Raw genomic sequence first — 25076 nt, 5'->3', positions numbered from 1 at the left:
TCCAATACCTAGTTCGTGATCATCGTGGTGCAGGACAGGTAGTCAGCCACCTTGCACGACAACAGCCACTGTTTGGCGATACCGGTTATTAGCAACGCTTATAGGATCAATATGGATCGCCTAGGACTATTGGAAACCTTTGCCTGCGCAGTGGACGAAGGCAGTTTGAACCGCACCGCCAAACGGCTTGGCATCACCCAATCTGCGGTCAGTCAACAGATCAAGCAGTTGGAAACCCTGTTTGGCGAACAATTGCTGCATCGCACATCCAAAGGCGTGCAAACCACACGCGCCGGAGAGCTGGTTGTTGGGCATGCCCGTTCCATTCAATCGGGATTTGAGATATTGCAGACCGAGCTGACCGACATGAAAGAAACGGTCTCGGGCACCTTTCGCCTTAGCGTCAGTAACATTCTGGGGCGTGCGATTGTCGGCCCCATGCTGATTGATCTGGGCACCCCCTACCCTGAACTGAACATTGTGATGAAGCTGGAGGATCGGCTGGTTGACGTGGTGCGCGAAGGCTATGATCTGGCTATTCGATCGGGGCGTTTGGGCGATACCGACGGCTTTGGTCGCAAGATCGCGGCGCTAAAAACGGTGCTGTTTGCTACCCCCGCCTATCTGGACAAGGTCGGCCGCCCCGAAGCAATCGAAGATCTGATGCGTCTGAAAATGGTTCAGCACAACGAAGAACAGACCCAAGGGTTCATTCCGATCATTAAGGATGGCAAGGAATTCCAGGCCCCTGTACGTGGCGGCTTTACGGCAGATGATCCGGACTTAATCCTACAAGCGGTGGACAATTGCACAGGATTTGCCCGAGCGCCGCGTTTCATGATTGCCGAAGAACTGGCCAATGGAACATATGAGCAGGTGCTACCGGCCTATTCCAATCCCGATAAACCCGTTTTTGCCGTCTACCCCACCCGCCACGCAGCTGGCCGCGGCCTCGACATCATTCTGCAAGGCGTGGCTGACAGGTTGGAGGCGATTCAGACGGAATTTCAGCAGGTTCACCCCCATCCCTATGCAATCACCGCTTGACCTGCTGCGCAGCATTGCATAACCACCAGAAACGGCGGGCCTGTAGCTCAATTGGTTAGAGCAGAGCGCTCATAACGCTTTGGTTGCGGGTTCAAGTCCTGCCGGGCCTACCAAATTTCCGCCTAAGCTAGTGACTTCAAACAAGGCTGAGTGCGAGACACCAAGTAAATCACCGACAATTTCAGAGGGCTGACTGCTCAAATACCCTGTGATTTTTTGGGCCTCCGCATTGAATTCGCCTTTTCTTTGCCAAATATACGAACAAACCACGTACCGGGCGCCAGAGCGAAAGCATGATCTGGCAATAGGTTCGGCACGGCGCAGTGAAAACTAGCCCATGGCGACAATAAAACCACGGACGGGAATCCTCGAAGCAACCAAATCGTTCTGACCAAGAACTTGAACTTGTTGATCAACGTAGGTCTGACCTACTTTGTTTTAATCACTTAATCGACAAGCCAAGCAGGCTAGCCTCCGATCTGTTGACAACATTGTCGTGATTAAAAACACGTTTATCAGTCATAAATGTGGGCTCAAATAGTGCATACGGACTTTTGTGGACAGCCATAAACTCAGTGGCTGTTGTCAGGTCTGCGCCACTCTGAGCGAAGGTTCACTTAGATAACGAGACACCCCACGTCATTTGGCGGGGGCTTTTTAGTTGTTGCTCAACCTCTAAATAAGTCCATTAGCCAATTGAAGCGTAGTTTATTCCTTCGCAGATCTTCCATGACGGGGTTTGCTTCGCTTTTGGGCTTCACGACAGTTTGGCCCCTTGGGTATTCTGGAACGGTGCGGGTCAACTCGCGGTCATGCCCAATCCAAAAATTGTCTCCAACACCGTAAATTCGATCCTGAGGTACGATGATCAGGTTTGGGTCCCGCCTATCTATTTGCTGCTTCGGCCGAACCCGAACTTCGAAGCAGAAAGCGTAATGATGTTGCAACCGAAACCGAATAGTTCAACTTCTCAGAAAATCATCAACCCACTGTTTTAAATAATCACTTTTACAACTGATGGCAGTCCAAGGCTACACAGTTCTCGGTTCGAGAATCGAGGGAAACGACAGGACGGCGCACTAATTTTGCCGATCTAACCACTCAATCAGCCGGTCGATTGCTTGCCGCCTTGGATGGTTTGGCAGAAAGACAGCCCAATAGGAATGACCTGGCAGAGAGATTTCCGAAATATTCGCCAGCACGCCTTCGCTTATGAGGTCAGCGACGAGAAATTGAGAGGCAAGTATGACACCTTGTCCGTTAACCGCCGCTTCGATGGCGTGAATCTCTTCGGAAAACGACTGGACAACGGGTCTTACCTTAATGTCCAGGTTGGCCTGAGCCATCCAACGTTCCCAACTTGGCGCGTTCGGCGACTTGGTCTTCCAACGGTAATGAAGCAACGGGAGCTTCACGATCTTTTCTGCCGTAGGCAGCTCCTGATCATCCAACAGTGCAGGAGCGCAGACAGGGATAATCTGATCTGTAAATAGCTTTTTCCACTCGGCATCTTCACCGGGAAACTCGGCATAACGAATTGCGAAATCCATACCAGATCCATGAAGGTCTGCGATGCGGTTATCCGCCTCAACCATAACGTCAACGCCTGCTTCTTTGCGCAAGAGAGGCAGGCGGGCCAAAAGCCATCGGCTTGCAAATGCCATGGTCACAGAAATTTTAAGCGGGCTGTCATGATCGCCCTCAGAAAGATCCTCAACGGCGCCTGCGATGTTGTCGAGAGAATCCCGCACGACTGTGAATAGTTTCTCGCCCGCAGGTGATAAATGCACGGGGCGTGGAAAGCGGTGAAATAGCTCAAGGCCAAGGATGTCCTCGAGCTGGCGTACCTGATGGCTGATGGCCGTTGGTGTGAGGCCAAGTTCTTCGGCGGCATTCTTGAAGTGAAGGTGCCGGGCGGCAGCTTCAAAAGCGCGCAATGCGTGCAAAGGGGGTAACCGGCGCAACAACCTCTCCTTCGGGCCAACATTCACAACCAAGATGAATTGGATTCATCCTGTAGTGCGGAAATTCGATTTTGCCAAGCAGTTACCTCACTGTTAGCCAGTCTCTGAAAGAGGCGCTTTGGCTTCGTTTTGTAAGGAGAAAACCATGGCAACACTATTGCGCATTGATGCCAGTGCTCAGTTTGAAGAGCGTTCCCTGACCCGAAATCTGACTGGTCTGTTTGAAGAGACTTTTCTGAAACATGCTCCGGGTAGTGAAGTGATTGTTCGTGATGTTGGGCACAATCCATTTCCGGCAATTGACCAAGAGTTCATTCACGCTGCGTTTACGCCATTCAAAGAACGTGAAACCTGGATGCATGAGCGCCTGCAGCTCTCTGATCAGTTGATCGACGAGCTAGATAAAGCTGATGTCATCACCCTCGGCGTACCAATGTACAACTACGGAATACCCGCACCATTGAAGTGCTGGATTGACCACGTCGCACGGATTGATCGGACCTTCTCTTTTGATCTGTCGCGCGGAGACTATCCCATCGAGCCCATCCTTTCAGGAAAGAAACTCGTTGTGCTCTCTTCCAGGGGGGAATTCGGTTTTCATGCAGGCGGCATGCGCTCGCACATGAACGCCCTTGATCCGGCAATCGCAGCTTGTGCGCATTATTTGGGGGCGAACGCTGCCGAAATTCAGACAGTGGCTATCGAGTATCAAGAATTCAAAGATACCCGGCACCAGAGATCTGTCGAACTGGCCGAGAAAGCAACCCGTGAGATTGCCATGCAGCTTGCGTTGCCAAAATTAGCGGCCTGACGATGATCTGGGGGACTCGGGTTGGTTAACTCTCCAATCAGGCTGGATGATGCCATCCCCCCCAAGCTGTATAGAAAATCCGCCTTCCTTATTTGGTACCGGGTGGGCGTAAAGCCATTCCTTTCGTTCTCAGAATAGGTCGCCACAATCGAGGTGCTTCTGACATCCAAGTTGCATAAACAACCGGCCCAATGCAGAGCTCTGTGAAAGTCGAGGAGAACGCTCGAATTGAGCCAAAGTTGCCGGATGCCGGCGGCCAGCATGCATGGCAGTGTTTGAGATTGATACTAACGGCCCAAAACCGTTTCGCGCTCCCGGCCCTTTTCGTCACTATCGTAAAGAGCACGCCACTGAAACCGGCTACTTTTTGTGAAAAAGTCGGCGATTGGTCCTGTCTCGCTTTTGTGCCGCTCCAAGTGCTCGTTTAGGGCACTTTCCTTTCGAAAGCGACGGGACTTTTCCAGCCCAGTGCTGAGTGACGGCGGCGTGGATTGTAGAACCCATTTATGTATTCGAAGATCGCCATCTCAGCCTTTTGCCACGGCTCCCAAGCGTGCCGCCAAATTAGCTCAGCTTTGATGGTCTTGAAGAACGTCTCGACCGCCGCATTGTCATAGCAATTGCCCTTCCCAGACATTGATACCTTGAACCCGTGCTGGCGCAGGATTTTCTGGTAGTCATGTGAGCAATATTGTTACCCGCAATCCGTGTGATGAATGCAGCCTTTGGGTGGTTGCCGGAACGCGCCTGCCATCTTCAACGCTCGGATCGCGAGGTTATGCTTCATGCGGTTACTCACAGCCCAGCCGATGACGCGTCGGGAATGCAGATCCAGGATCACAGCCAGATAGAGCCAACCCTCACGCGTCCAGACATAGCTGATGTCACCAGCCCATTTTTGATTGGATTGATCGGCTGTGAAGTTCCGGTCCAGTAGATTTGGCGTGATGTTGAACTTGTAGATTGCTGACTGTTACATGATCTGCCCACACCAAGATGCAATTCCGGATTGAACAGTGGCTAACGTCGCGAATGACCGATTAAACACTTGGCGCTGTATTTAAACGCTTTTTCCTTTGTTGGTAGGGTGACCAAAAGTTAAAAATTGCAGCAGGGATGATCAAAGGTCTCTAATTGCGCAATCTATTGGACAGGGAACGCCTCGAGCAAAGCTAGGAGTTCTACTTTTCTGATTGGCTTAGCCACGACTTGGTTCATCCCCTGATCAAGGTAGTTTTTTACCTGGTGGGTCATAACGTTAGCTGTCAAAGCAAAAATGGGAACAGGGCTGCGATTTTTACGTTTTTCATGCTCTCGGATCCGTGCGGTAGCCTCGACACCGTCCATCTCTGGCATCTGAATATCCATTAGTATTACATCAAAGCTTTCGGTCGCTGCCGCTGCTACGGCTTGTGCCCCTGTGGCTGCCTCGGAAATCTGGCAACACCTTGGCTCGATAAACATCTTCGCGATCTTGCGGTTGGTAGAGCTATCATCGACCAGCAGAATACGAAGGTTTTTCTTTTGCGCAGGGTCATCGAGGTCTTTCACGCGACTGGAGGTCGCTGTTTGCCCCAAGACATCCGGGTGAGTAGACGTATCAGGTTGGAACAATGACACCGACGGTACATCACCTTTCTCAGCAGCCACGCTCAAACAGAAATCCGCGGTAAATGTACTACCGACGCCCGTTTTGCTTTGGACAGAAAGATCGCCACCCATCGCACGACAAATTGTCTTTGATATCGTCAACCCAAGCCCTGTCCCACTATTCCTGCGCGTCGTTGTTGAATCGACCTGAAAAAAGGGTTGGAAAACATGTCTAAGTGAGGCGGTCGCGATCCCCGGCCCAGTATCGGCAACCTCAACGGTCAGCTTGAAATTGTCGCTTCCTGTGATCTCTTCACATGTGGCTTGAATGTGAACTCGCCCTTTGTCTGTGAATTTGATGGCGTTAGAAAGAAGATTGTTGATCACTTGGCTCAACCGCATTGGGTCACCACTGGCCCGGCTCGGAAAGTCACCTCGTATTTTAAAGTCCAGCACCAGATCTTTGGCTCGGGCATTCGCTTTGTGCAACGAGACCGTCTGTTTCAATTGTTTGACTGGGTCGAAAATACGCGGTTCCAGCGTAACTTCCGTGGATTCGACTTTGGACAGGTCTAGGACATCGTTAATCGTGCTTAGAAGCAACTCACCAGATGACAGAATAATGTCAACTTGATCTTTCTGCTCTGCTTTCAGCGATGTTTCCGACAGCTCTTGTGCCATGCCAATTACACCGTTTAGGGGCGTTCGAATTTCATGACTGACGTTGGCAATAAAGGCACTTTTAGCGGCGCTGGCCGATGTGGCCTGTTCACGCAGTGAGCGTTCTTTTGAAGCAACTTGGAAAGCGTTAAGGCACTCGCCAATCAGATAGCTAACCAAGATCAGAATACAAACTACGATCAGTTTTTTTTGAAGTTCCTGATCGTGGGAAGTGTCATAAACTGCGGCACGAATTATGACCCGGTGTTGATGAAGAAAATCGCCAATCCAAAGTTTGCGCAATGCGGCTGACAGCACGTCTAACTCGTCAATCATTTCATCAATTTTGTCGCGCGTAATTTTGGTTTGTTCATAAATCTCCGTCTCATGACGGGACATAAAGTCGTAGTACGCGGCAACAATTTCACTTAGCCCATCATGTTGTATGGCTGCGTTGTCGCCAATTACACCGAGCCGACTCCACAGGATTTCGGTCGCCAAAACAAGGCCATCCAGGCTGTTGGGATCATCCTTATACTCCAGCATTGCCATTTGGAGTCTTTGGGATTCAAAAAGAGTTTCGCTCACCTTCCAGGTCAATGAAGAAAGGTTGTAAGCTTGTTGGGCTTCGGCCTTCCGCGCGGAATGCTCCAGGAACAGCAAAGCTCCAACCAACACTCCAACAATGACAATTGCAGCAATGGCTCTCCAGATTCGTGATGAATGCCCCCATACCGAACGCATATTGGCTATTCGATCACTTCAAACTGGATGAGCTGCCAAATCATTTCATTGTCGAAAGGTTTCTCTGCTGTTTCCTCTTCCGATAGCGGATAGACGAGCCAAATTGGCCCTTTGTCCCTGACCCGCATCAGCCGTCCATTCATTTCTATAGCAAGAATGACATCATGATCACGGGCATGCACAACAGGTATTTCTACGAAGTAATCGTTGATCGCAGTAGCTATCAAACGGCTCCCATTGGCCCCCACAGCGTCAAGCAAAGATTGGAGTGTGGGACCTGCAAAATTCTGCGGCCCATCGGTGAACGATGTATAGGTTTCGATTTCCCGCCAGTCGAGATCACGCATCATCTCCAGATCGAATTCCGCAGCCCCATCAATGTTAAAATTCGTGATAGCTCCGCGCACTTGCAGCAAAATACGCCCCTCAGGAACGGGAAGATCTGCCGCCTGAAGAGGCAACATCGTAAGAACACACAACAGCATTGAAGCAAGGCTTGTTTTGAACATCGGTGTTGTCCCTTCAATTAGTCAAACTAACCGGAAGGTCCTTGAAAGACCTTAAAACCCCACTAATACAATACTATTTTCAGAGCGAGAGTTTTCGGCGCAGTGAACAGACCACTATCCGACATCACTGGAATGAATCCAGATAACCGCCCTCTGCTGGTTATTGATTGTCTCGTAAATCAAGTATCTTATTGCCACAGGTTCTTCTGTTGGCCTAACCTTGCAGCCAGACCCAGCACATGGGACTTTCAGTGCACAGGCTATTAATGACTGCCACTAGTACCACTTTCAGATGGCAGCCCAAAACCGGAGCGAACCAGATGAATCTTGAAAAACTATCAAATCGCGTCACCCAAGAACTGGAAGCAGCCCTTGCCGCTGACCTTCCTGAGGCGGAGCGGGAAGAAATTTTGGACATCGTCCGTCGGGCTATGCTTGACTCTGCACAACGCACACACCGCGAGATGAAAGAAACGGCAGTCATTTGCTGCGGACCAGAAGCAGACCTTGCTCACAAGATACAGGAACAAATGGAACAAAAGCGAAGCATGCTGGTCGCGAACCTGATGGCTATGCGGTGATCCAACAGCAACGTAGCCATCCAGAGACCTGCAATACTCACAGTTCCACATTGACGGAACAGCTATCCACTTCCTTCGCAACGTCGAATTTAAGCGCGGACCAGGCGTCCTTCAGACAAAGGGCTCTGAACATCTGGTGTGTTGTCTAGCCAAGCCATCCTCTTCCCTTGTTGGACAAGATCAGGCTAATCGCGCGCATCCAGATCTGACAGGGTATATCGCTGTTTGACCGGGCCCCATTGGCCGGGCACGAAATCCGGATCGGAAGGCAGGCAATCCAGGCCGCACAGTTGGCGCGCAGTTCCCGATTGCCCGTCAATAAACCACAACCGCCCACCCGGAGTAGCGACATATCCGTCCAGCCCCTCTTCCATATCGGCAATCACATCACTGGAAGAAGGCACTTCGCTGTCGGCGTCCTCGTCGAACCCCGCATGAGTGTGATAGCTGGCGATCAGCTCGATCGCACCGCGGGGATCTTTTGGCAGACAGGAATCACGCCGTCCTTTGCGTGCAGCCGAAGCGATAAGCCCGCCCACCTCCGTCAATCCAATAATACCGCAATATTCCCGATTTTCAGCTATAGAACTGGCTTGAAGGTCGGTCAGGACTTGGCGGGCAAAGGCCTGTTCCGAACGCGATTGTGCTGGTGACAAACTTGGTGCCATCACGGTTAGAAACATTGATGCAATCAAATAAATCAACATTCTGCCACAGGAGGTCTTCATCGCGGGCATAAAATAAGTTCGGGGCAAGCGAGCGATCCTTTTTGTATGCACGTCAGATTTTCCATATCCATGCTAAAGCAAAATGTACGCTTTTGCCCTAATTCCAACATTCGTCCGTCAACAGTTGCCATGAGCGCCGTAGGGGCATTCACTGTTCACAATCAGACAGTTCCTCCGTCACATAGAAAAGAAAGGCTGCTGAACTTGGACTTGTAGATCAATTGGTTAGGGACGATACATCAACTCCACACCGTTCCATGTCTGATGCAGATTACGCGGGTCTGCATCAGATTGCTTTTTAGTTTTGCGTCTCTTCAACCGGAGGGCTTTCACCCTCGATTGGAGCCGTGGCCTGATCATCAGGTGTTGTGCTATCCGGTTGAGCTTCGGGTGCTGCGGAAGGTTCTTCAGCATCGTTCGGTGATGTTTCTGACAACCCCTGCTCCACCGGAGGAGCAGTACTTTCTGCAGAACCCGGTACATCATACCCAAGCAATTGAGCGGTTGGGGGATCGATCAAACCGGAGGATTCCAGCCCATTGTCATACTGCAACCACATGACTGCGGTTTCAGTACCACCACCAAAGACACCATCAACGCCGCCAACATCGTAGCCAGCGCCAACCAGACGGTTTTGCAGTTCACGGACCGCATCGCCACGAGTCAGTGGATCGGTTAGGCCCATGCCAACAACAGATTGAGGTGCGCCCTCCTCCGCTGGTGGATCCGAAACAATCTCATAGACCTTTTCGTTCTCATAGAAGGTCGAACGATACAGGACCCCATCACACAGATACAACGTTTCGCCGTTTTCAGTGACTTTCTGGCACTCCTGATCAGAAGGTAATGAAGTTGTATAGACCAGCGTCGACCCAACAATGGCCGCTGTAAAGAACCAGCCCCAACCCGGATTATAGTAATAAGGGCCATAGTGGTAATGCGGCGGACGGTGATATGGCGGCGGATAATAGGGTGGACGATAGGCTGGTGGACGATACCCTGGCGGACGGTATCCGGGTGGACGCCCCCCGACTGGAGGACGTGTCCCAGGTGGACGTGTCCCAGGTGGACGGTGGCCGGGTGGCCGGGCACCAGGAGGGCGCGACCCAGGAGGCCGTGCACCTGGGGGGCGAACACCTGCCGACGGGCGGGTGGAAGGTCGCTGTCCTGCAGATGGCCTGCTGGGCGCAACAGCAGGAGGTCTCGCAGGCCTAGTTGAAGGCTGCGTAGAGGGACGCGTACCCGTCGAAGGCCGGGTACCAGTGGAGGGGCGTGTGCGCGGAGATGGGCGCGTGCCAGCAGATGGACGGGTTCGCGCACCAGAAGGCCGGGTTCTGGGAGCCGCTGAAAACCCGCCGCGGCTACCGCCAGATGGTCGGGCCCTACCACCGCCGCCCCGACTTCTGGCATCAGCTGCATCGGTGCTGGGGGACAACCGCATCACACTCTCGGGTGATGTCCCAACTGACAGCGCGAAAATAAGAAAACCTAGAAAAAACTGTCGCATCAGTTACCCGCCCCCAAAATGTTGACGTCCGCTGGCTGAGGCCAGGCCATTTGCTCAGCCTCATCGTCAGGCACATAGGTAAAGACGCTGTCTGGAAAGTCGGGGTTAAAATCCCAATTGCTGAAGTAGGCGCGATACTGAGGCCAACCCTGCGTATAGGGGTCTGTACCAACGATCATCATCAGCTCTGGCTTTGCAGCTTCGGTAGAAATCCAAATTTGCCAGTCCGCATCATAATCTGAAAAAGCCAGGTGATGTGCCTGACGGCCAGCAATCCTGGTCGTGCCTAGGTATGCTGCTGAAGTTGCCCGATCTAACAGCTCCGCTTTTGGAGACGCGCTCATCACCTGCCAGATAGGCAATCGCAGGTCATATGCCTCTGACGCCCGATCTGCCAAAGCATCAAAATCACCTACAAACTCAGTGGATACATAGGCATTTTCTTCAACGTCGTAAATTTGAAACTGTGTACCGTCAAAAAAATACTCACGCGTGTCTTCGCCAAATTCGCTATTGCCGTAAAAACCAACGCCACGCTGCAACAGGTTGGAGCCGCTGCGCATATAGGTGATTTTTTCGCGGCCATCAGCCACCACATCAAATGACACAAACCAGTCTACAGATAATATCTCCTGGGCTGCCAGATATTCGGTTGCAGATGTCACGATCTCAACTGCGCGCAGGTCCATTGTAGGAGGATCGCCGTCCGCTTGTGCCACTGCCGGAGAAGTCCCGGTAAAGATCGCCAACACGGTACTAATTTTCAGAAGCTGGCTTTTCCACAAGGAAGGTGCCACGGGTGTTTTTTTGGAAAATCCTGAATAAATCATATTGTTAAGGTACAACCGATAGTCGCAATCACAAGATTTTTGTTATTCTCAGCGCCATTTCGCTCATTTGCGCTAGTCAGTTAACTACCGGCCGATCACAATATCCGCTTGCAATCCACCCAGACCTTCACTTTTGCCTAACCGCAAGGCGCCACCATGCGCGCGGGCGATATCGGCGACAATCGCCAATCCTAGCCCCACTCCTGCTCCCAAATCCTGATTGCGCGACGGATCTAGCCGAATAAAAGGACGAACGGCCTCGCTGCGTAGATCCGGCGGGATGCCCGGGCCATCGTCCTCCACCCGAATGCGCAACGAACGATCTGTCAGAGCAACTGACACCCGGGCTCGACTACCGTAACGCACGGCGTTTGAAACCAGATTGTCAATTGCACGACGCATCGCAGCCGGGCGTAACATAACTTCGCCAGTGCCGCTCAACTCCCCCAACATGACATCCTTTCCTTCGCGGCGCCAATTTTCAACGATGGTCTGGACCATTTCATGTGGGTCAGTGGAGTCGGGTTCACTGGTGCTGACCCCACGGGAAAAATCCAAAAATGCATCCAAAAGCTGATGCATTTCATCGACGTCACGCAACAACGGTGCTGCGTCGCTTTCATCCAACATTGCCAACCCAAGCTTTAGCCGAGTTAAGGGGGTACGCAGATCATGACTGACACCGGACAGCATTAATGTGCGTTGTTCGATCTGGCGCTCTATCCGCGCTCTCATGTCCAGAAAAGCACTCCCAGCAAGCCGTACTTCTGTTGCCCCGCTTGGCCGGTAAGGCACATGATGTCCACGCCCAAAAGCCTGGGCTGCCTCGGACAACCACGTGATTGGGCGCAACTGATTACGCATGTATAGAAAGGAAATGACCGTCATTAGGGTGCCGAAAAACACCATGGTTACGATCAGCTGATGCGGAGTTGCCGCTGCGACCCGCCGTCGCTCAAAACTGATTTCAACCGGACCTAACCTCGATTGCATGTACAGAAAGACCCTCCGTTTGTCGGGGAACAACACAGCAAGAGTTTGAGGAAGTGCTCCGCGAAATGTTCGAGCCACCACACGGGCGGAGAAATCAAACCACCGGAACTGATCACTCTGCGGTATCTCGTCGAGCGATACAAAACGCACCTGCATTTGCAGCGTCGCCAAAGATGGTGCCATTTCCGTTTGCATTGCCTGCTGATCCGGTGCAGCCGCTGCTTGGTCAGCAATCAACCGCAATTCACGTACCAATGTCCGCGACATTTGGGTCGTTATGTCTTCTAGGTGATTTTGAATAAAGGCCACCGAAACCACGAGCTGTATCACCAGAACAGGTAACACCAGGATCAACGCCGCCCGTCCATACAGGCTACGTGGCATATATTGTTTGAGCCAGTTGAAGAACATGGGTTAAGCCTATAGCGGGCAAGCAGGGCCGTGAAACACTGACCCTTGCAGGCGATTGAAACAAATATCAAATGACCGAGGTAGCATGATGCAGGCCCCAGATGATTTCAACCCAAACCCGGGAGAAGCAATTGAGTTGGAGCCGGGGTTGCAACGCATTTTAGCACCAAACCCCTCTTCTATGACTTATCGCGGCACAAACACCTATGTCATTGGTGAGACCGATCTGGCGGTAATTGACCCTGGCCCCGCCCTACCCGATCATTTGCAGGCCATTTTATCTGCCGTCGAACCCCGACAAAAAGTCACTCATATCATCGTAACCCACAGCCATCTTGATCATTCACCACTGGCGGCAGAACTCAGTCAGATTACTGGAGCCCCGATATATGCCTATGGCAGTTCAGCAGCCGGTCGCAGCGAGGTTATGACCCGGTTGGCCGCAGCGGGAATGACAGGCGGTGGCGAAGGCATCGATTTAGATTTTCAACCAGATCTTACCGTCGCTCACGGAGACATAATTAAAGGTTCAGATTGGGCTCTGGAAGTCATTCACACCCCAGGCCATCTAGGCAACCACATTGCCCTGGCCTGGAACGATGCCTGTTTCACCGCAGATCACGTCATGGGTTGGGCCAGTTCCTTGGTATCACCACCAGACGGTGATCTGAGCGATTTCATGGCGTCCTGCTATCGTCTGAAAGAACGGCAATGGCGGGTGTTTCACCCCGGTCATGGCGCGCCCGTTACAGACCCAACCGCCCGACTGGATTGGTTGATTGCTCACCGCCAATCACGCGAAGCTGCTGTCTTAGAATGTCTTGCCCAAGGGCCTGCGACGGCCCTTAGTCTTGCACAAGTAATATACACGGAAATACCTGCTTCGTTGCTTGCAGCGGCAGAGCGCAATGTCTTTGCACATCTAATTGATCTAGTGGGCAAAAACAGAGTTTCCCAAATTGGGGATTTGGAACCAACATCCAAGTTTCAACTTCGAAAGTGAGCACCAGGAAATAATTTGAAAATTTCGTATTTCCCCTCTGGACGCTCTAGAATCCGGACGCTATACGACACGCACCGTTCCGGCGTAGCTCAGCGGTAGAGCAGTTGACTGTTAATCAATTGGTCGTAGGTTCGATCCCTACCGCCGGAGCCATAAAAAGCCACTAAGCTCAATAGCTTGGTGGCTTTTTTGATTTTTGGCGCACTGTCCAACACCTCTGGCTTGTCACTGGGTTTTCCAAAAAATGACAGCGAGATTGAAAGGCCCATGTTTCGATTCACATCCTTCGCAAAATGTTCAAAACAGTTAAATTTGGCCTATAACGCATTGTGAAATATGTGTTAAATCAACTGCCAATGGACATCACCTTCCCCGACCTCCTCTTGCCAACTCATCACAAAGAAGTAGACGAAATATCCGTCAGTATGATTTGGAGAATGCCCATCCGGGTCATGTTGCGTTTGCCTGCACTCAGGCCACAGAAAATAGATCTCGCAGACGGCAAGTATTTCCTAGTTTCTGTCGCCGAGAGCCTTCAAGCTGCATCGAGAGACAGGGGCGCCAAAGATGCCAATCCGTTCGGTTTTCCACGACGAAAAAGTTGAGTGGCTAGGACGCAGCAGAAATGGTGTATTCCAGAAACCTACTCTTGCTCTAGACAGCACGACACGTCACTCTGTACCTAATTCAGTCTAACGGCGCGTGTAGTTTGGTTTCCTTAGTGATTATTCCGCCGCGATTGCCAATTTCGATGGAGCCATATCGTTCTTTGAAACAGTCAGGCAACGGTCGGTCGCCATCAATCGAAAGCCAAAGGCGCATTAGGTGGCGGCGCTTGCTGGGATCAGGCCAATCGAGAAAGCCAGTGCGATCATGCAGTTGCGAATGGTTGTAAACAAACTGCATGTCGCCCGGCTCTAACTGCATCCCAAAGCAAAGTGCAGGGTCATTGGCCAATGCGTCGAACATATCAAGCGCTTCAACATGTTCGGATATCAAAGGCATAGCACCATCAAACCGTTGTGCACTGTCGATGTATTGCCGTTGGTAGAAAACGGTCAAATGGCCCATGTGCCAATTCAAAACGGGTATCTCCATGAACGGCTTGGCACCTTCTGGAATTTCCCCCCGCCGGTCAGTCGCGATTGGATCAAAGAGCTTTTCCAACAGATCAGGTCGCTCGGCTCTCATTCTATTGTAGATGGAAACTGCGCTCACAAGTAAGGATCGCCCCCCTTCTTTGGCTTCTTGCAGACATAACAGACCAACAACATCAGCACTGTCTGTGTGAAAAGTTTGACGTTCGCATGTCTGATAGATGCGGCTGTTGGGATCGTTGACATCACCACCAATATCGCGAACGTGCCCCAAAATATGGCCTTGCGCATTTTGGGAACGCGCGCTTCCCAGATGGGCGCCAAGACCACAAAAGATGGTTGCCGAAAATTTCTGAGAATAGCCTGCGATTGGCAGACCTCGCAGCACTTGGACGCCCACGCCATTCAACAAGATCTTACTTAGGTCCCTAACGTGTGTAGAAAACGTGGTGAGCGGGAAGGTTTCCTTAGAGATCTCTCCGACATCAAGCCCTAGCGCAATAAAGTGCCGCGCTGCATTTTCGAGATCGGCAATGTCTTCTGGGCTGAGTTGAAAAAGCCAGGAATCAGGCTTGCCTGCCATTTCTTGTCCGATCCATGCTGCCGGTCCTGTGATGCGCGAGGGAAGATCGGTTAGGTCTTGGGAAGGTTGGTTTGGCATCGTGAATACTCTGACTAAGAACTGGAAATTCGGTTCGCATGTTCGTTTTGCTTTGGCGGTGATTAGATTTGGCGGACTAAGCGATTTTGATTGTGAACCATTTGGTGGAACATTGCTGGACACCAAGATCATTTCATTTCGTCGATAACTCCTCTTGATAGCCAAAGAGCGCAGGTAGTCCGCCAGTATGCAGCATGACAACCTTTTGCCCTGCTTGAATGTGACCGGTGTCAATCAGGCCCAACAAACCAGCAAATGTTTTTGCTGTGTAAACCGGATCGAGGAAAACCCCCTCGGTGCGTGCCATCAGACTTAGCGCATGTTGGGTATCCGGACCCATTTTCCCGTAACCAGGGGACAACGCGCCATCCCAGGTAAGAACAGCATCCGAGGTCAGTTTTGGGTCAATATCCAACAAGTTGGCCAGTTTGTGCAGCACAGTTTTTAACCGCTGCTGCTGTTGCTGGTGATCGCGGCGCACACATATCCCGTGAACCGGGGCCGATTGCCCTGACAGGCGTAACCCGGTCAAAAGCCCGCCGTGTGTTGCGCCACTGCCTGAGGGAACAACCACAGCATCGAAGTCGTCCATCTGCTCGCAGAGTTCAATTCCTCCCGCGACATACCCAAGCGCACCGAGTGGTGGGTGATCCAACCCCAGATGAATCACATACGGCTTGCCACCCTCGGCTCTGATCTGTTCGGAACGTTGATGAAGCGCCGCATCGGCCCCGGCCTCGTCTTCGCCCTCCGGATAGCAGATGTGCTCTGCGCCCAGAATTTTGGCCAACAGCACGTTGCCGGACGTGTAATATGGTTCTCCCATACCTGCGACACGCTCTTCCAGTTGCAGGATGGCGCGAAGCCCCAACTGTGCTGCCGCCGCCGCTGCTGAACGTACATAGTTTGATTGCACGGCACCGGTGATGAGCACCGTATCGGCCCCCTTTGCCAGCGCGTCGCCAAAATAGAATTCAAGTTGACGGGTTTTATTGCCGCCAAATCCAAGACCAGTAAGGTCATCGCGCTTGAGCCACAGATCAATTCCAACGCGCTCAGACATCCGGTCCAAACGGACCAACGGTGTTTCACCATCCATGAGCTCCGCGCGTGGAAAGCGGGCTAGTAGTTCAGTGTGCTGCATCGTGTTTACCCCGTGTCTAACTTATCAAATAGGCCCGCCGGAAAAGTGCATAACAGGCCAGGATTGAGACGATCCGAATGGCGTTTTTGATCAGGTGTTGGGGTAGCAATGGGCCAATGAAACGCCCAAGAACGCTGCCAAAAAACGTGGCAACTGCAAATGCCCAGACATTGGAGACCTGTGTAAATGCCGCTCCATCAGCCAATCCATGCAACAGCAACGCAACCCCATAAGCGACCAGTGCAATGGGCTGCACCAGTTTGCGGGTATCCCGTGCGGACCGACCAGTTGCGATCAGGCCAAACACCATAAGCGGCCCGGGGGTCGCGGCCCAAACTGTTGCCAGACCAGACAATCCAGAGATTGCTGTGAAACCCCTAGTACCGGCCACTGAGCGAAGCGGCAGGAGCGTTGTCAGAACGCCTATCAGTAACAATGTGCCGGTCAGGATCAAAACGATCTGTTCAGACAGATACGGATAGATAACCACCCCCAATGCCACGCCCAAAAGACACCCAGCTATCGCAGTCTTAATCGTTTTTTTCTCGACCACCCAAATTCTCCAGTCGACGGCAATAGCTGACACCAGCGTATTCAACATCAGCAGAACTGGAACTGCGACCGTAGTTCCCAGCAAAACCATCATGGGAGGGCCCGCAACAATGCTAAACCCAATCCCAACCCCAACCTGAAGCACGGCGCCCAAAAAGATCGCCAAAAGCAGAAGTTCTAAATCCAGGTGCAAAGGAGGTCCTCTCGGCAAGCAGCTCCACACTGCATACCGTAATTTTCGATGCTAAAAAAATCAAAAAGTTGCATCAGCTGATACGTTTCTGTTATCGAACCACATGCGCCTTTCCGCCCGTCAGATTGAAATATTCCAGATGGCATATCGCCTAAAGTCGACGCGCAAAGCAGCCGATGCATTGCATATTTCTCAACCTGCGATCAGCCGTGCTGTCGCAGATCTTGAAATCGGAATCGGAGTGGCACTGTTCGATCGGACGGGTCGGAAATTCGAACCAACCGCAGCGGCCCACAGTCTGCAAGAGGCTGCGTTAAAGCACTATCATGGACTGGAAAGAGTCAAAGATGCCGCGAGACAGATTGCCTCAGGATTGGGAGGCCATCTGAGAGTGGCCGCACTGCCCGTTGTTGCGGATACCCGTGTCGCTAGCGCTGCAGGTCGCCTGATGGCACGGCATCCGGCACTCAGGATTGATGTCGATGTACTGAACGAAGACTCATGCCTTGCCGCACTGAGAGAAGGACGTGCTGACTGTGTGGTCATTTCGTCCGACCCGGGCGATCCAAACCTGATCTGCACACGAGTGGCAGATGTATTGCCAACCGCCATTTTCCACCCAAATGATGAACTTGTTCGTGTAGGAAAGGTAACGCTGGCAGAATTGGCAAAGGTTCCTCAGATTATGTTGCCAACTCACAGCCCATTCCGCCGGGCAGTCGAGCACATGTTTGATCAGGCTGGCGTCACATTTCAAATCATGGCCGAGGCAGGCACCCAATCCGCTCTTATCAGAATGGTGGCCCAAGGAGCAGGTCGGGCAATAGTAGATCAGAAATCGTTGAACCTCGTTGCCAAACCTGATGTGATAGCGGTGCCGTTGGCCGTAGAACTAAAATGGCCCATTCGAATAGTAAGCCCCTCAGCGTCCACTGATGCGCCCGGCCTTCAGCGATTGGTTCGCGAGCTCGAAGAGCCTAAATGTTAGTGCCCAACCAGTTAAGTTGGCTGTTCACCCGATTTCATCTTGGCAAACAGACCTACGAGATTTGTCTGTTTTCAAGGAAATGATAGGCTTCAAGAATTGTTGTAGTCAGCCCATCGAAAAAGCCCGGCACACTGACATCAACAAGACCCACGGCATCGTGTGCTTCGCCGACGGGGATGTCATCGGCTGGCCTCACAACAAAAAGCGCGCTTGGGGCATTGAGCAGCTCACGATAACTCGCGCCTTTCCCATGCTTCAAAACGTTGATCGCAAGATAATACTGGTGGACGCTCTCGGCGAGATCTGCTTGCCCAGTCTCCAATAGCAGCGATTTCAATTTGCGTGAGAACGGACCTCGTCTGAAATGGTGCTGCATCCGCGCCTCAAACAAAGTGAAGATGTCGACCGCAGCTGATTCAAGCGAAACCGTCAAGGCGTGCAATTCTTCACTCTGGGAACCGGATCCGTGCTGCCCGCCGGTCTGTTCAAATATGTCTGCAATGCGATTTTCAGCCGTCTTTGCGTCAGCCTGCGCAGCCGCAACAATTTCCAGTAAGTTTTGTGAAGCGCCCATCATTCGTTCTCCTTAACGCCCCACCTCCCTTACTCCATACCGCTAGGAATGAAAGTGAAGAAATGAGTGATTTCTTTTCTTAGAACTTTAATTGGAGCCAAATCGCGTGATTTAGGTAGAACCGTGGCGAAGCAAATCGCAGTGGCAAACAGTCTCTCGTTCGGGTGTGATTGTCCAACTATAGATTTGATAAATCAACATCCTAGGCAAGCTATTCTCACTAACAAACGCTTCAAGAACGACTGGATCTACCGGGTGGTTTAAAAGTCTACGCTTCTAACACTTTAATGAGGAATATCAGACAACTAACCGTATTTAGATAGATAATTCAAATCTTCAACGTGAAAATCACTCCACTACACGTCCAGGAAAAGTGACCCTCCCCCCTAACACTCATACCGGGAACAACCGCCAATGTGTCGGTGGTAGGCACCGACTATCTGCACCTTTCCTTAATCTGAGATGCGTAGCAAAGGAGTCCCCGTCGATCTTCAGTGTGGACCCCATGAAACTAAAAACCAGTATCAACACCGCCGTTTTATCAATTGTGATCCTAGCCGGTCTAATCATGATCACGCTGATCGGTATCTCAAGGTATACACATAACGTGAGTGCCGATGTGCAAAGCGATCTCCTGCGCGTAAATGCTTTGGGGTCGACGCTAGAGGGGCTGGAGATTGAGTTTTTAATGGCGCGGCGCGCCGAGAAAGACTTTTTGCTTCGTCTGGATGAAAAATATGTGCTGCGCCATGCCGATACGATGACACGTCTGTATGCGGCCCTAAATGAATCTGAAAACCAACTGAGACAAATCGAAGGCCTGGAAGCGTCCGCTAAAGAGATTGCAGATCTATCTGCGGCCATTACCGCCTACCGGGACGAGTTCTCCGCATTGGTCGCCATCAATCAGAACTTGGGACTGGACGAGACCTCTGGGCTGCAGGGGCAGTTGCGCAATGCTGTTCGCAGTGTTGAAACTGCTTTGGCGGAAATCAACCAGCCACAGTTACAAGTAAAGATGCTCATGATGCGGCGTCATGAAAAAGATTTCATCATGCGTCACGATACAAAATACCTTGATCGATTGAATGCACGCATCGAAGAATTCCACGCCTTTCCACACGAAATGTTCGGGGGAGAGTCTCGACACAACGAAATCGACGGTCTCTTGGATACATATCAAACTTCGTTTGCCCGTTTTGTCACGGAAACAATGCTGGAGCAGGACCATCGTAAAGCATTGTCTCAGCGGTTTTCAGAAGCGGCTCCAATCTTGAAAAAGATCCATACCCACGCAAACGAACGGCTTGATGAGATTTTGGCCAACGCCGAAGCTCAAAGCGCGCAAGCTCAGAAAAATTCGCTGATTGCAGGCCTGGGCGGGCTCCTTGTGTTCGTGACCATTGCCATCGTTGTGGCCTTAAGCATCTCGCGCCCACTGCGCCGCGTAAACAAGGTCCTGACTCAAATGATGTCCGGCGATTTTTCCTTAACGTTGACGCAGTCGAGAATAACCGAAATCTCAGCGATCACAAATGCGGTAGAAGATTTTCGGCGTGATCAAGAACAAAAAGAGCGCCTGACAGCCGAAATCTCCGATGTGATTTCCGCCTGCGCCGATGGTGATTTCTCCAAACGAATTCAAGTAGATGGTGAAACCGGTTCGTTTATTGAGATGGGCCGCGGCGTAAACCAAATTGGGGAGGTGGCCGAAAAAGGTTTAGGAGACGTTCTTACCATTCTCAATGCTCTTTCGTCCAATGACCTGACCGGGCGCATGCCATCAGGGCACAAGGGTGTGTTTGCCGAGATTTCAACAGCAACTGAAAACCTAACAAACAACCTTAACAGCATGATCCGTCAATTATCTAGCAGCGCAGAGATGCTGAACAATACTGCAGGTGAAATTTCATCTGCGGTTGATGACGCATCACGTAGGGGGGAAAATTCTGCCGCCTCGCTTGAAGAAACTACCGGGGCCGTTCAGACTTTGAATGACACTGTGCGTGGCACGGCAGAAAGTGCACAGCAGGCCGAAGAAAATGTAGGCGAAGCACACCAATTGGCAAAATCGACCGGGACAGTTGCCGATAAAACAGTTGCGGCCATCAAACGCATTCAGACCTCTTCGGGCGCCATTGCCAAAATCACCGGTTTGATCGAAGATATTGCGCTTCAAACCAATCTGCTTGCCCTGAACGCAGGTGTTGAAGCGGCCCGTGCTGGCGAAGCAGGACGTGGATTTGCAGTTGTCGCTTCTGAAGTTGGGGCCTTGGCAAATCGTTCGACCGAAGCCGTTAAGGAAATCAAGGCGCTGATCCAGGCAAGCGTGGTAGATGTAGCGGATGGGGTCAAACTCGTCGGCGAAACAGGCGCGGCGCTGGAAAGGATTCAGGATGCTGTCGAGTTGGCAGTGGAGAAGGTAAATGAAATTGCCGCAACCACCGTGGAACAGTCCACAGGTTTGTCCGAGGTGAACACCGCAATTACCAATCTAGACCAGGATTCTCAGAAAAGTGCAGCGATGCTGGAGCAGACCGCGGCATCCGGACAAATGCTACGTGATGAAGCGAAAAACCTTGTACACGTCGTTTCTGTATTCAAACTGAGCAAAAATCAAAGTGATACACCGGGTTTTCAAGGCGAATTGGATAACATGGAAGACTCCATGTGGGACGTGATCGAAGAACAGCAGTTCAACTTGGCGCGAACGGCCTAGAGTGCACATTTGCGCCACCAGTTTGGTGATCGCCCAAGCGATCGCAACCGGTGGCGTAACTCTAGCACGCTTAGCGTAAAACCAACTCAGTTTCACCCAATTTCATGCCTCGTGGGATACTCAATCAAACTCCGCTTTGACCCAATCTTCGACGCGCAACATCGCATCACTTTTCTCAACTATTTCTGGCTGGACAAGTCAATAGGCATGGCTTGCTGATAAGCGGATATCAAAGGGAGTAACAAGCTTACCTGATTCCAGGTCATCTTCGATCAAGCGTGATCTGCCAAGAGCTACCCCTTGATGATCAAGAACTGCTTGCAATATGGCTGCATCGTCCCCCAACCGGGGACCGGGTGGTACATTTTCAGCACATCCTGCAACCGCAAACCATGCCTCCCAATCTTCAGGGATATCCCCGTACAAAAGGGTCGCCTGAATAAGGTCCTCTGGCTCACTTAGGCCAAGCCGTTCCGCATAAGACGGTGTACAGACCGGAGAAACCGTTTCACTCGCAAGCTTTTGCGCTGCGAGGCCCGGCCATGAACCACGACCATAACGAATTGCGGCATCTACCCCCTCGACCTCAAAATCAACAAGATGCCTGGACGCTGAAACGCGCAGGTCAATTTGTGGATGCGCGGTAACAAAACGACCCAGTCGAGGGGCAAACCATTTGGCAGCGACAGAAGGCAACATAGATAGGGTGACCATCCCGTCTGAACGTGCTGCTTCTGAAACAGCGGCACGCATATCTTTCAACGCCACTGCGAGCCGCTCAGCCAGTCGCTTGCCCGTGGGCGTATCAGCCAGTCGCTTGCCCGTGGGCGTAACGGTGACATGAGCACCTCGCCGTTGAAAAAGCGTCACATCCAACATGGCTTCTAGATCACCAACTTGGCGAGAAACCGCGCTTTGCGTAATGCCCAACTCGTTTCCGGCTGAAGTAAACCCACCCATGCGGGCCGCAGATTCAAAAACTTCGAGAGCTCTGAGCGATGGCTTAAGATGATTTAAACTCATGTTGGGGCCGCCAATTTCTTATTTAAACAAAATGAACTCCGAAATTAGCATCAGGTTAAATTATGAAGCAAGATCGGAACTCCTTAAATGGCACAACCAACATTTCTCCCCTCAAGAAACCCCTCTACGACCCGGGTGATGCCAGCAGGTTTGCTACCAAATATGCCACTTGTGATCTGGATGGTCTTTGCCACAATGCTGCTGGCCTTCGCTGGTGGGATGGAAACAAATACCTTCATTTCCACATTCAACAGCGGGTTCGGGAGAGCTCTCGGAGAATTCGCTTTGGTTCTGTTGCCCTCTTTCATTCTGGCTGCGGCCTTGTCACGTCGCGAAATTTCATCACCCGGAGCTGAAAAAGCAGCAGCAATAGGATCTCCGGCTGCCGGAGCAGGTATGATTTGCCCCGACACAGCCTACGCGGCGCTGTCTCCGGCAGCAGGTAGGCGGAAACTTGACGTCGCATTTGGCGCCTACGCTGGTTTCAAATTGCTTTATCCAGCTGGGCCTTTGATCGTTGCAACCGGACTAGGCATAGCAAGGGACGACACAGCTACGGGGAAGCTGATGTTAATGGGGATAGCTTTAGCGATACCGTTGGCAATCGCCGGTGTCATATGGGCGCGTCTCGTTGTTCGCCATGATGGATCAAGCAGTGCTAACCTCCCTGCCCCCGCAAAGACGAAGGTGGTGGATAGAAAACTTATACAATCCTTTGCACCATTTGGTGTTCTAGCAGCCCTACTTGGGCTCGGAGTTTGGGTTGGTCAGACCGAAATACCAATTATCGACTTCCTGTTCCTACCCAAAGGCGCGTTGGTTGCGGCTGCAGTTCTCGCGTTGGCACAGACGCCATCCAACGCCCGGCGTGCATGTTTTGACAGCGCTGTGCGACGCACATCTTCATTGCTCTTGGTGATCGGTGCAGCCAGTGCGTTTGGGGCTGTATTGACCACACTTGTGTCGGTTGACGATCTTGTACCACGAGGCAGCGGCACTTTCGCGATACTGGGCCTGTTTTGCCTGACAGTCCTATTCAAACTCGCACAAGGGTCCAGCATGGCAACGTTTGCAGCTGTTGCTCCGGTTGCAGCGCCAGTGGTTGTGGCAAGTGGCCTGGACCCTGTGGTTGCGGTATTTGCAATCTGCCTTGGCTCATTTATCGCAATATTGCCAAATGACAGCTACTACTGGTTGGTTCGTCGTGATGCGCTAGAGGCAGTGACCAGCGAATTGCGTGTGATCGGGATCCTCACTGGAGGGGCGGTCCTGCAAGCATTGCTGGGATTAGGTATTCTACTTATGGCGATGTGGTTCTGGCTATAAGTAGTTAGAACAAAATAACGCCCGCAAAAGTCCCGTTAGCGACAACAAAAACGCTTTGAATGTCTACCTAACCGTCAACGCAAATTGAGGCCTGGAAGGGCCTCATTGTACTGACGATTCGAGCTGGAGCTTCAAGAACGCCTCGCCTGCTATAAGTCGAGGAAGATTGCTCATCGGCTCGATCAGGACTTTCTTTACCTAATTTTCCGCTGAAATGTACCGTTCCGGCTTTTCATTTCGTTTAATTTACTGGTGAAAAGTTTTGAATAATAAGCTACCTTGTAAAAATACCTATACCAAACAGCCTTCTGAAATACATATTTTTCGCTCCGAAACCGGCTGCTAATACTGGCAGCATCACATTGACGGCAATCTCGATCACTTTTTGGTGCGGCCCGTTCAATCTGAGGAATACTCTTTGAAAGGCCTGCGTTTATGACCAAAACCAGCACCCAAGACCCAACAGCGCCTACACAAACACGCGCAGAAGAGCGCCGCGCGTTTCTTTTCTTGGCAGTGTTCTTGGCTCCAGCCTTGGCAGTGGCACTTGTTGGCACCTATGGCTTTGCTATCTGGATGCTTCAGCTCATTGTGGGACCACCCACAGGCTGATCTGATGCAACAGCGATCGTTCCCCCTGCGGCGTGCCCTATTTCAACGATCGGGCACTCAAATTCTGCGCCCCCCCTGGAGCTCAGAACAACGTGTACTTGACGGTTGCACCAGTTGTGGTGCCTGCCTGAACGCCTGCCCCGAGGCGATTTTGATTGCCGGACCTGCTGGTACACCCAAAGTGGACTTTACAAATGGTGGCTGCACGTTTTGTGGGGACTGCGTAAACTCCTGCCCCGAAGCCGAAACCGTTTTTGCGCCACGCAAAGACGAGCCCTGGGCTGAGCAAGGCGGGCTACTCGCGACGATTGGCGACGGGTGTATGCTTAGCTTTGGCATCTCCTGTCAAATTTGTACGGACAGTTGCGAACCAGAAGCCCTTCGCCTTGATCTGTCCGTGCGCCCCGTTGGGCGCATCAAACTGGACACAGAAGCCTGCACTGGCTGCGGCGCGTGCATAGAGGCCTGCCCCGAGCAAGCCATATCAACCACCACACGGCCAAGCCCTGCCCCCTCTGAGGAAACAAAACATGCCTGAGGATGTGATCCATATATCCAGCCTTCTGATACGCGCCGACCCAGCGTTGATGCACTATGTGCTGGAAGAAATTGCCAAGGTTCCAAATGCAGAGGTGCCACTCTCTGATGCGTCAGGGAAGATCATTGTCACATTGGAAACCCCAAGCGAGAGCGAGATCGTCGACTCTCTCACCAATCTACAATTGCTCGACGGCGTCGTAAGCGCAGCCCTGATTTACCATCAGGCCGATAGCGAAACCGCCGAAATAACTATCCGTAATTCGAAATAA

At 51.7% G+C, this 25076-nt stretch carries 23 protein-coding genes, 2 tRNA genes and 1 pseudogene; 13 read left to right on the top strand and 13 right to left on the bottom strand.

Going from position 1 to position 25076, the window contains the following annotated elements:
- Positions 1-111 precede the first annotated feature (111 nt).
- Positions 112-1047 carry a LysR family transcriptional regulator gene (locus tag GO984_RS00585; protein ID WP_157020664.1) on the top strand — a complete coding sequence of 312 codons (936 nt, stop codon included), beginning with the start codon at positions 112-114 and terminating at the stop codon, positions 1045-1047.
- A gap of 36 nt (positions 1048-1083) precedes the next feature.
- Positions 1084-1160 (top strand) — tRNA-Ile (locus GO984_RS00580).
- A 966-nt stretch (positions 1161-2126) separates the two neighbouring features.
- On the opposite strand, the gene GO984_RS00575 is transcribed toward GO984_RS00580, so the two are convergent.
- On the bottom strand, positions 2127-3011 hold the full coding sequence (locus GO984_RS00575) for a LysR substrate-binding domain-containing protein (protein ID WP_157020663.1): 885 nt from the start codon (positions 3009-3011) through the stop codon (positions 2127-2129).
- Positions 3012-3156: 145 nt separating this feature from the next.
- Between GO984_RS00575 and GO984_RS00570 the strand changes: the two genes are divergently transcribed.
- On the top strand, positions 3157-3822 hold the full coding sequence (locus GO984_RS00570; protein WP_157020662.1) for an FMN-dependent NADH-azoreductase: 666 nt from the start codon (positions 3157-3159) through the stop codon (positions 3820-3822).
- A 424-nt stretch (positions 3823-4246) separates the two neighbouring features.
- Here the strand turns inward: GO984_RS00570 and GO984_RS00565 are convergent.
- The 3 genes and pseudogenes from GO984_RS00565 to GO984_RS00555 all read right to left on the bottom strand — a co-directional run.
- Positions 4247-4783 (bottom strand): annotated as a pseudogene (locus tag GO984_RS00565) (IS3 family transposase); the annotation flags it as partial.
- A 182-nt stretch (positions 4784-4965) separates the two neighbouring features.
- Positions 4966-6816 carry a hybrid sensor histidine kinase/response regulator gene (locus tag GO984_RS00560; RefSeq protein WP_157020661.1) on the bottom strand — a complete coding sequence of 617 codons (1851 nt, stop codon included), beginning with the start codon at positions 6814-6816 and terminating at the stop codon, positions 4966-4968.
- A gap of 5 nt (positions 6817-6821) precedes the next feature.
- Positions 6822-7325, bottom strand: coding sequence for a putative pterin-binding protein (locus GO984_RS00555; protein ID WP_157020660.1), 504 nt, complete (start codon positions 7323-7325; stop codon positions 6822-6824).
- A 320-nt stretch (positions 7326-7645) separates the two neighbouring features.
- On the opposite strand from GO984_RS00555, the gene GO984_RS00550 reads away from it, so the two are divergent.
- A complete protein-coding gene (locus tag GO984_RS00550) occupies positions 7646-7906 on the top strand; it encodes a hypothetical protein (protein WP_157020659.1) in 261 nt (86 codons plus the stop codon).
- Between the two features lie 185 nt (positions 7907-8091).
- Here the strand turns inward: GO984_RS00550 and GO984_RS00545 are convergent, their stop codons facing one another.
- Both GO984_RS00545 and GO984_RS23460 read right to left on the bottom strand, forming a co-directional pair.
- On the bottom strand, positions 8092-8661 hold the full coding sequence (locus GO984_RS00545; protein ID WP_157020658.1) for a DUF4329 domain-containing protein: 570 nt from the start codon (positions 8659-8661) through the stop codon (positions 8092-8094).
- Between the two features lie 271 nt (positions 8662-8932).
- Positions 8933-9433: a peptidoglycan-binding domain-containing protein gene (locus tag GO984_RS23460; protein ID WP_157020657.1), complete on the bottom strand. Its 501-nt coding sequence runs from the start codon at positions 9431-9433 to the stop codon at positions 8933-8935.
- Positions 9434-9621: 188 nt separating this feature from the next.
- Between GO984_RS23460 and GO984_RS23770 the strand changes: the two genes are divergently transcribed.
- Positions 9622-9849, top strand: a complete 228-nt coding sequence (locus tag GO984_RS23770) for a hypothetical protein (RefSeq protein ID WP_157020656.1) — start codon at positions 9622-9624, stop codon at positions 9847-9849.
- 291 nt (positions 9850-10140) lie between these two features.
- Here the strand turns inward: GO984_RS23770 and GO984_RS00530 are convergent, their stop codons facing one another.
- Positions 10141-10938, bottom strand: a complete 798-nt coding sequence (locus tag GO984_RS00530; RefSeq protein ID WP_167740163.1) for a DUF2092 domain-containing protein — start codon at positions 10936-10938, stop codon at positions 10141-10143.
- 117 nt (positions 10939-11055) lie between these two features.
- Entirely contained in the window at positions 11056-12375 is a 1320-nt protein-coding gene (locus GO984_RS00525; RefSeq protein ID WP_157020654.1) for an ATP-binding protein, read from the bottom strand.
- Between the two features lie 88 nt (positions 12376-12463).
- On the opposite strand from GO984_RS00525, the gene GO984_RS00520 reads away from it, so the two are divergent.
- Together GO984_RS00520 and GO984_RS00515 are read left to right on the top strand one after the other, a co-directional pair.
- Positions 12464-13378 carry an MBL fold metallo-hydrolase gene (locus GO984_RS00520; RefSeq protein WP_157021170.1) on the top strand — a complete coding sequence of 305 codons (915 nt, stop codon included), beginning with the start codon at positions 12464-12466 and terminating at the stop codon, positions 13376-13378.
- A gap of 78 nt (positions 13379-13456) precedes the next feature.
- Positions 13457-13531, top strand: a tRNA-Asn gene (locus tag GO984_RS00515).
- A 534-nt stretch (positions 13532-14065) separates the two neighbouring features.
- Here the strand turns inward: GO984_RS00515 and GO984_RS00510 are convergent.
- The 3 genes from GO984_RS00510 to GO984_RS00500 form a co-directional block, all read right to left on the bottom strand.
- Positions 14066-15136: a TauD/TfdA family dioxygenase gene (locus GO984_RS00510; RefSeq protein WP_209279366.1), complete on the bottom strand. Its 1071-nt coding sequence runs from the start codon at positions 15134-15136 to the stop codon at positions 14066-14068.
- Positions 15137-15269: 133 nt separating this feature from the next.
- Positions 15270-16280, bottom strand: a complete 1011-nt coding sequence (locus tag GO984_RS00505; RefSeq protein ID WP_157020653.1) for a D-cysteine desulfhydrase family protein — start codon at positions 16278-16280, stop codon at positions 15270-15272.
- Between the two features lie 16 nt (positions 16281-16296).
- Positions 16297-17055 (bottom strand): TSUP family transporter, encoded by a 759-nt coding sequence (locus GO984_RS00500; protein ID WP_342448046.1) that lies wholly within the window; start codon positions 17053-17055, stop codon positions 16297-16299.
- Between the two features lie 73 nt (positions 17056-17128).
- Here GO984_RS00500 and GO984_RS00495 point away from each other — a divergent pair, with 73 nt between their 5' ends.
- A complete protein-coding gene (locus GO984_RS00495; RefSeq protein WP_157020651.1) occupies positions 17129-18013 on the top strand; it encodes a LysR family transcriptional regulator in 885 nt (294 codons plus the stop codon).
- Positions 18014-18065: 52 nt separating this feature from the next.
- Here the strand turns inward: GO984_RS00495 and GO984_RS00490 are convergent, their stop codons facing one another.
- Positions 18066-18590, bottom strand: coding sequence for a hypothetical protein (locus GO984_RS00490; RefSeq protein WP_245230945.1), 525 nt, complete (start codon positions 18588-18590; stop codon positions 18066-18068).
- 502 nt (positions 18591-19092) lie between these two features.
- Between GO984_RS00490 and GO984_RS00485 the strand changes: the two genes are divergently transcribed.
- On the top strand, positions 19093-21306 hold the full coding sequence (locus GO984_RS00485) for a methyl-accepting chemotaxis protein (RefSeq protein ID WP_157020650.1): 2214 nt from the start codon (positions 19093-19095) through the stop codon (positions 21304-21306).
- A 198-nt stretch (positions 21307-21504) separates the two neighbouring features.
- Here the strand turns inward: GO984_RS00485 and GO984_RS00480 are convergent, their stop codons facing one another.
- A complete protein-coding gene (locus GO984_RS00480) occupies positions 21505-22329 on the bottom strand; it encodes a LysR substrate-binding domain-containing protein (RefSeq protein WP_157020649.1) in 825 nt (274 codons plus the stop codon).
- Between the two features lie 162 nt (positions 22330-22491).
- On the opposite strand from GO984_RS00480, the gene GO984_RS00475 reads away from it, so the two are divergent.
- From GO984_RS00475 to GO984_RS00460, 4 genes are all read left to right on the top strand, one after another.
- On the top strand, positions 22492-23655 hold the full coding sequence (locus GO984_RS00475; RefSeq protein ID WP_167740161.1) for a GntT/GntP/DsdX family permease: 1164 nt from the start codon (positions 22492-22494) through the stop codon (positions 23653-23655).
- Positions 23656-24090: 435 nt separating this feature from the next.
- Positions 24091-24267, top strand: a complete 177-nt coding sequence (gene napE / locus GO984_RS00470) for a periplasmic nitrate reductase, NapE protein (protein WP_157020647.1) — start codon at positions 24091-24093, stop codon at positions 24265-24267.
- 4 nt (positions 24268-24271) lie between these two features.
- On the top strand, positions 24272-24805 hold the full coding sequence (gene napF, locus GO984_RS00465) for a ferredoxin-type protein NapF (protein WP_167740160.1): 534 nt from the start codon (positions 24272-24274) through the stop codon (positions 24803-24805).
- Positions 24798-25076 carry a chaperone NapD gene (locus GO984_RS00460; RefSeq protein WP_157020645.1) on the top strand — a complete coding sequence of 93 codons (279 nt, stop codon included), beginning with the start codon at positions 24798-24800 and terminating at the stop codon, positions 25074-25076. Before napF ends, GO984_RS00460 begins: the two co-directional genes overlap by 8 nt.

Source organism: Parasedimentitalea huanghaiensis, from assembly GCF_009753675.1.
Taxonomy (GTDB): Bacteria; Pseudomonadota; Alphaproteobacteria; order Rhodobacterales; family Rhodobacteraceae; genus Parasedimentitalea; species Parasedimentitalea huanghaiensis.
Note: the sequence above shows the minus strand (reverse complement) of the source record. Positions and strands in the feature narration are given on the sequence as shown.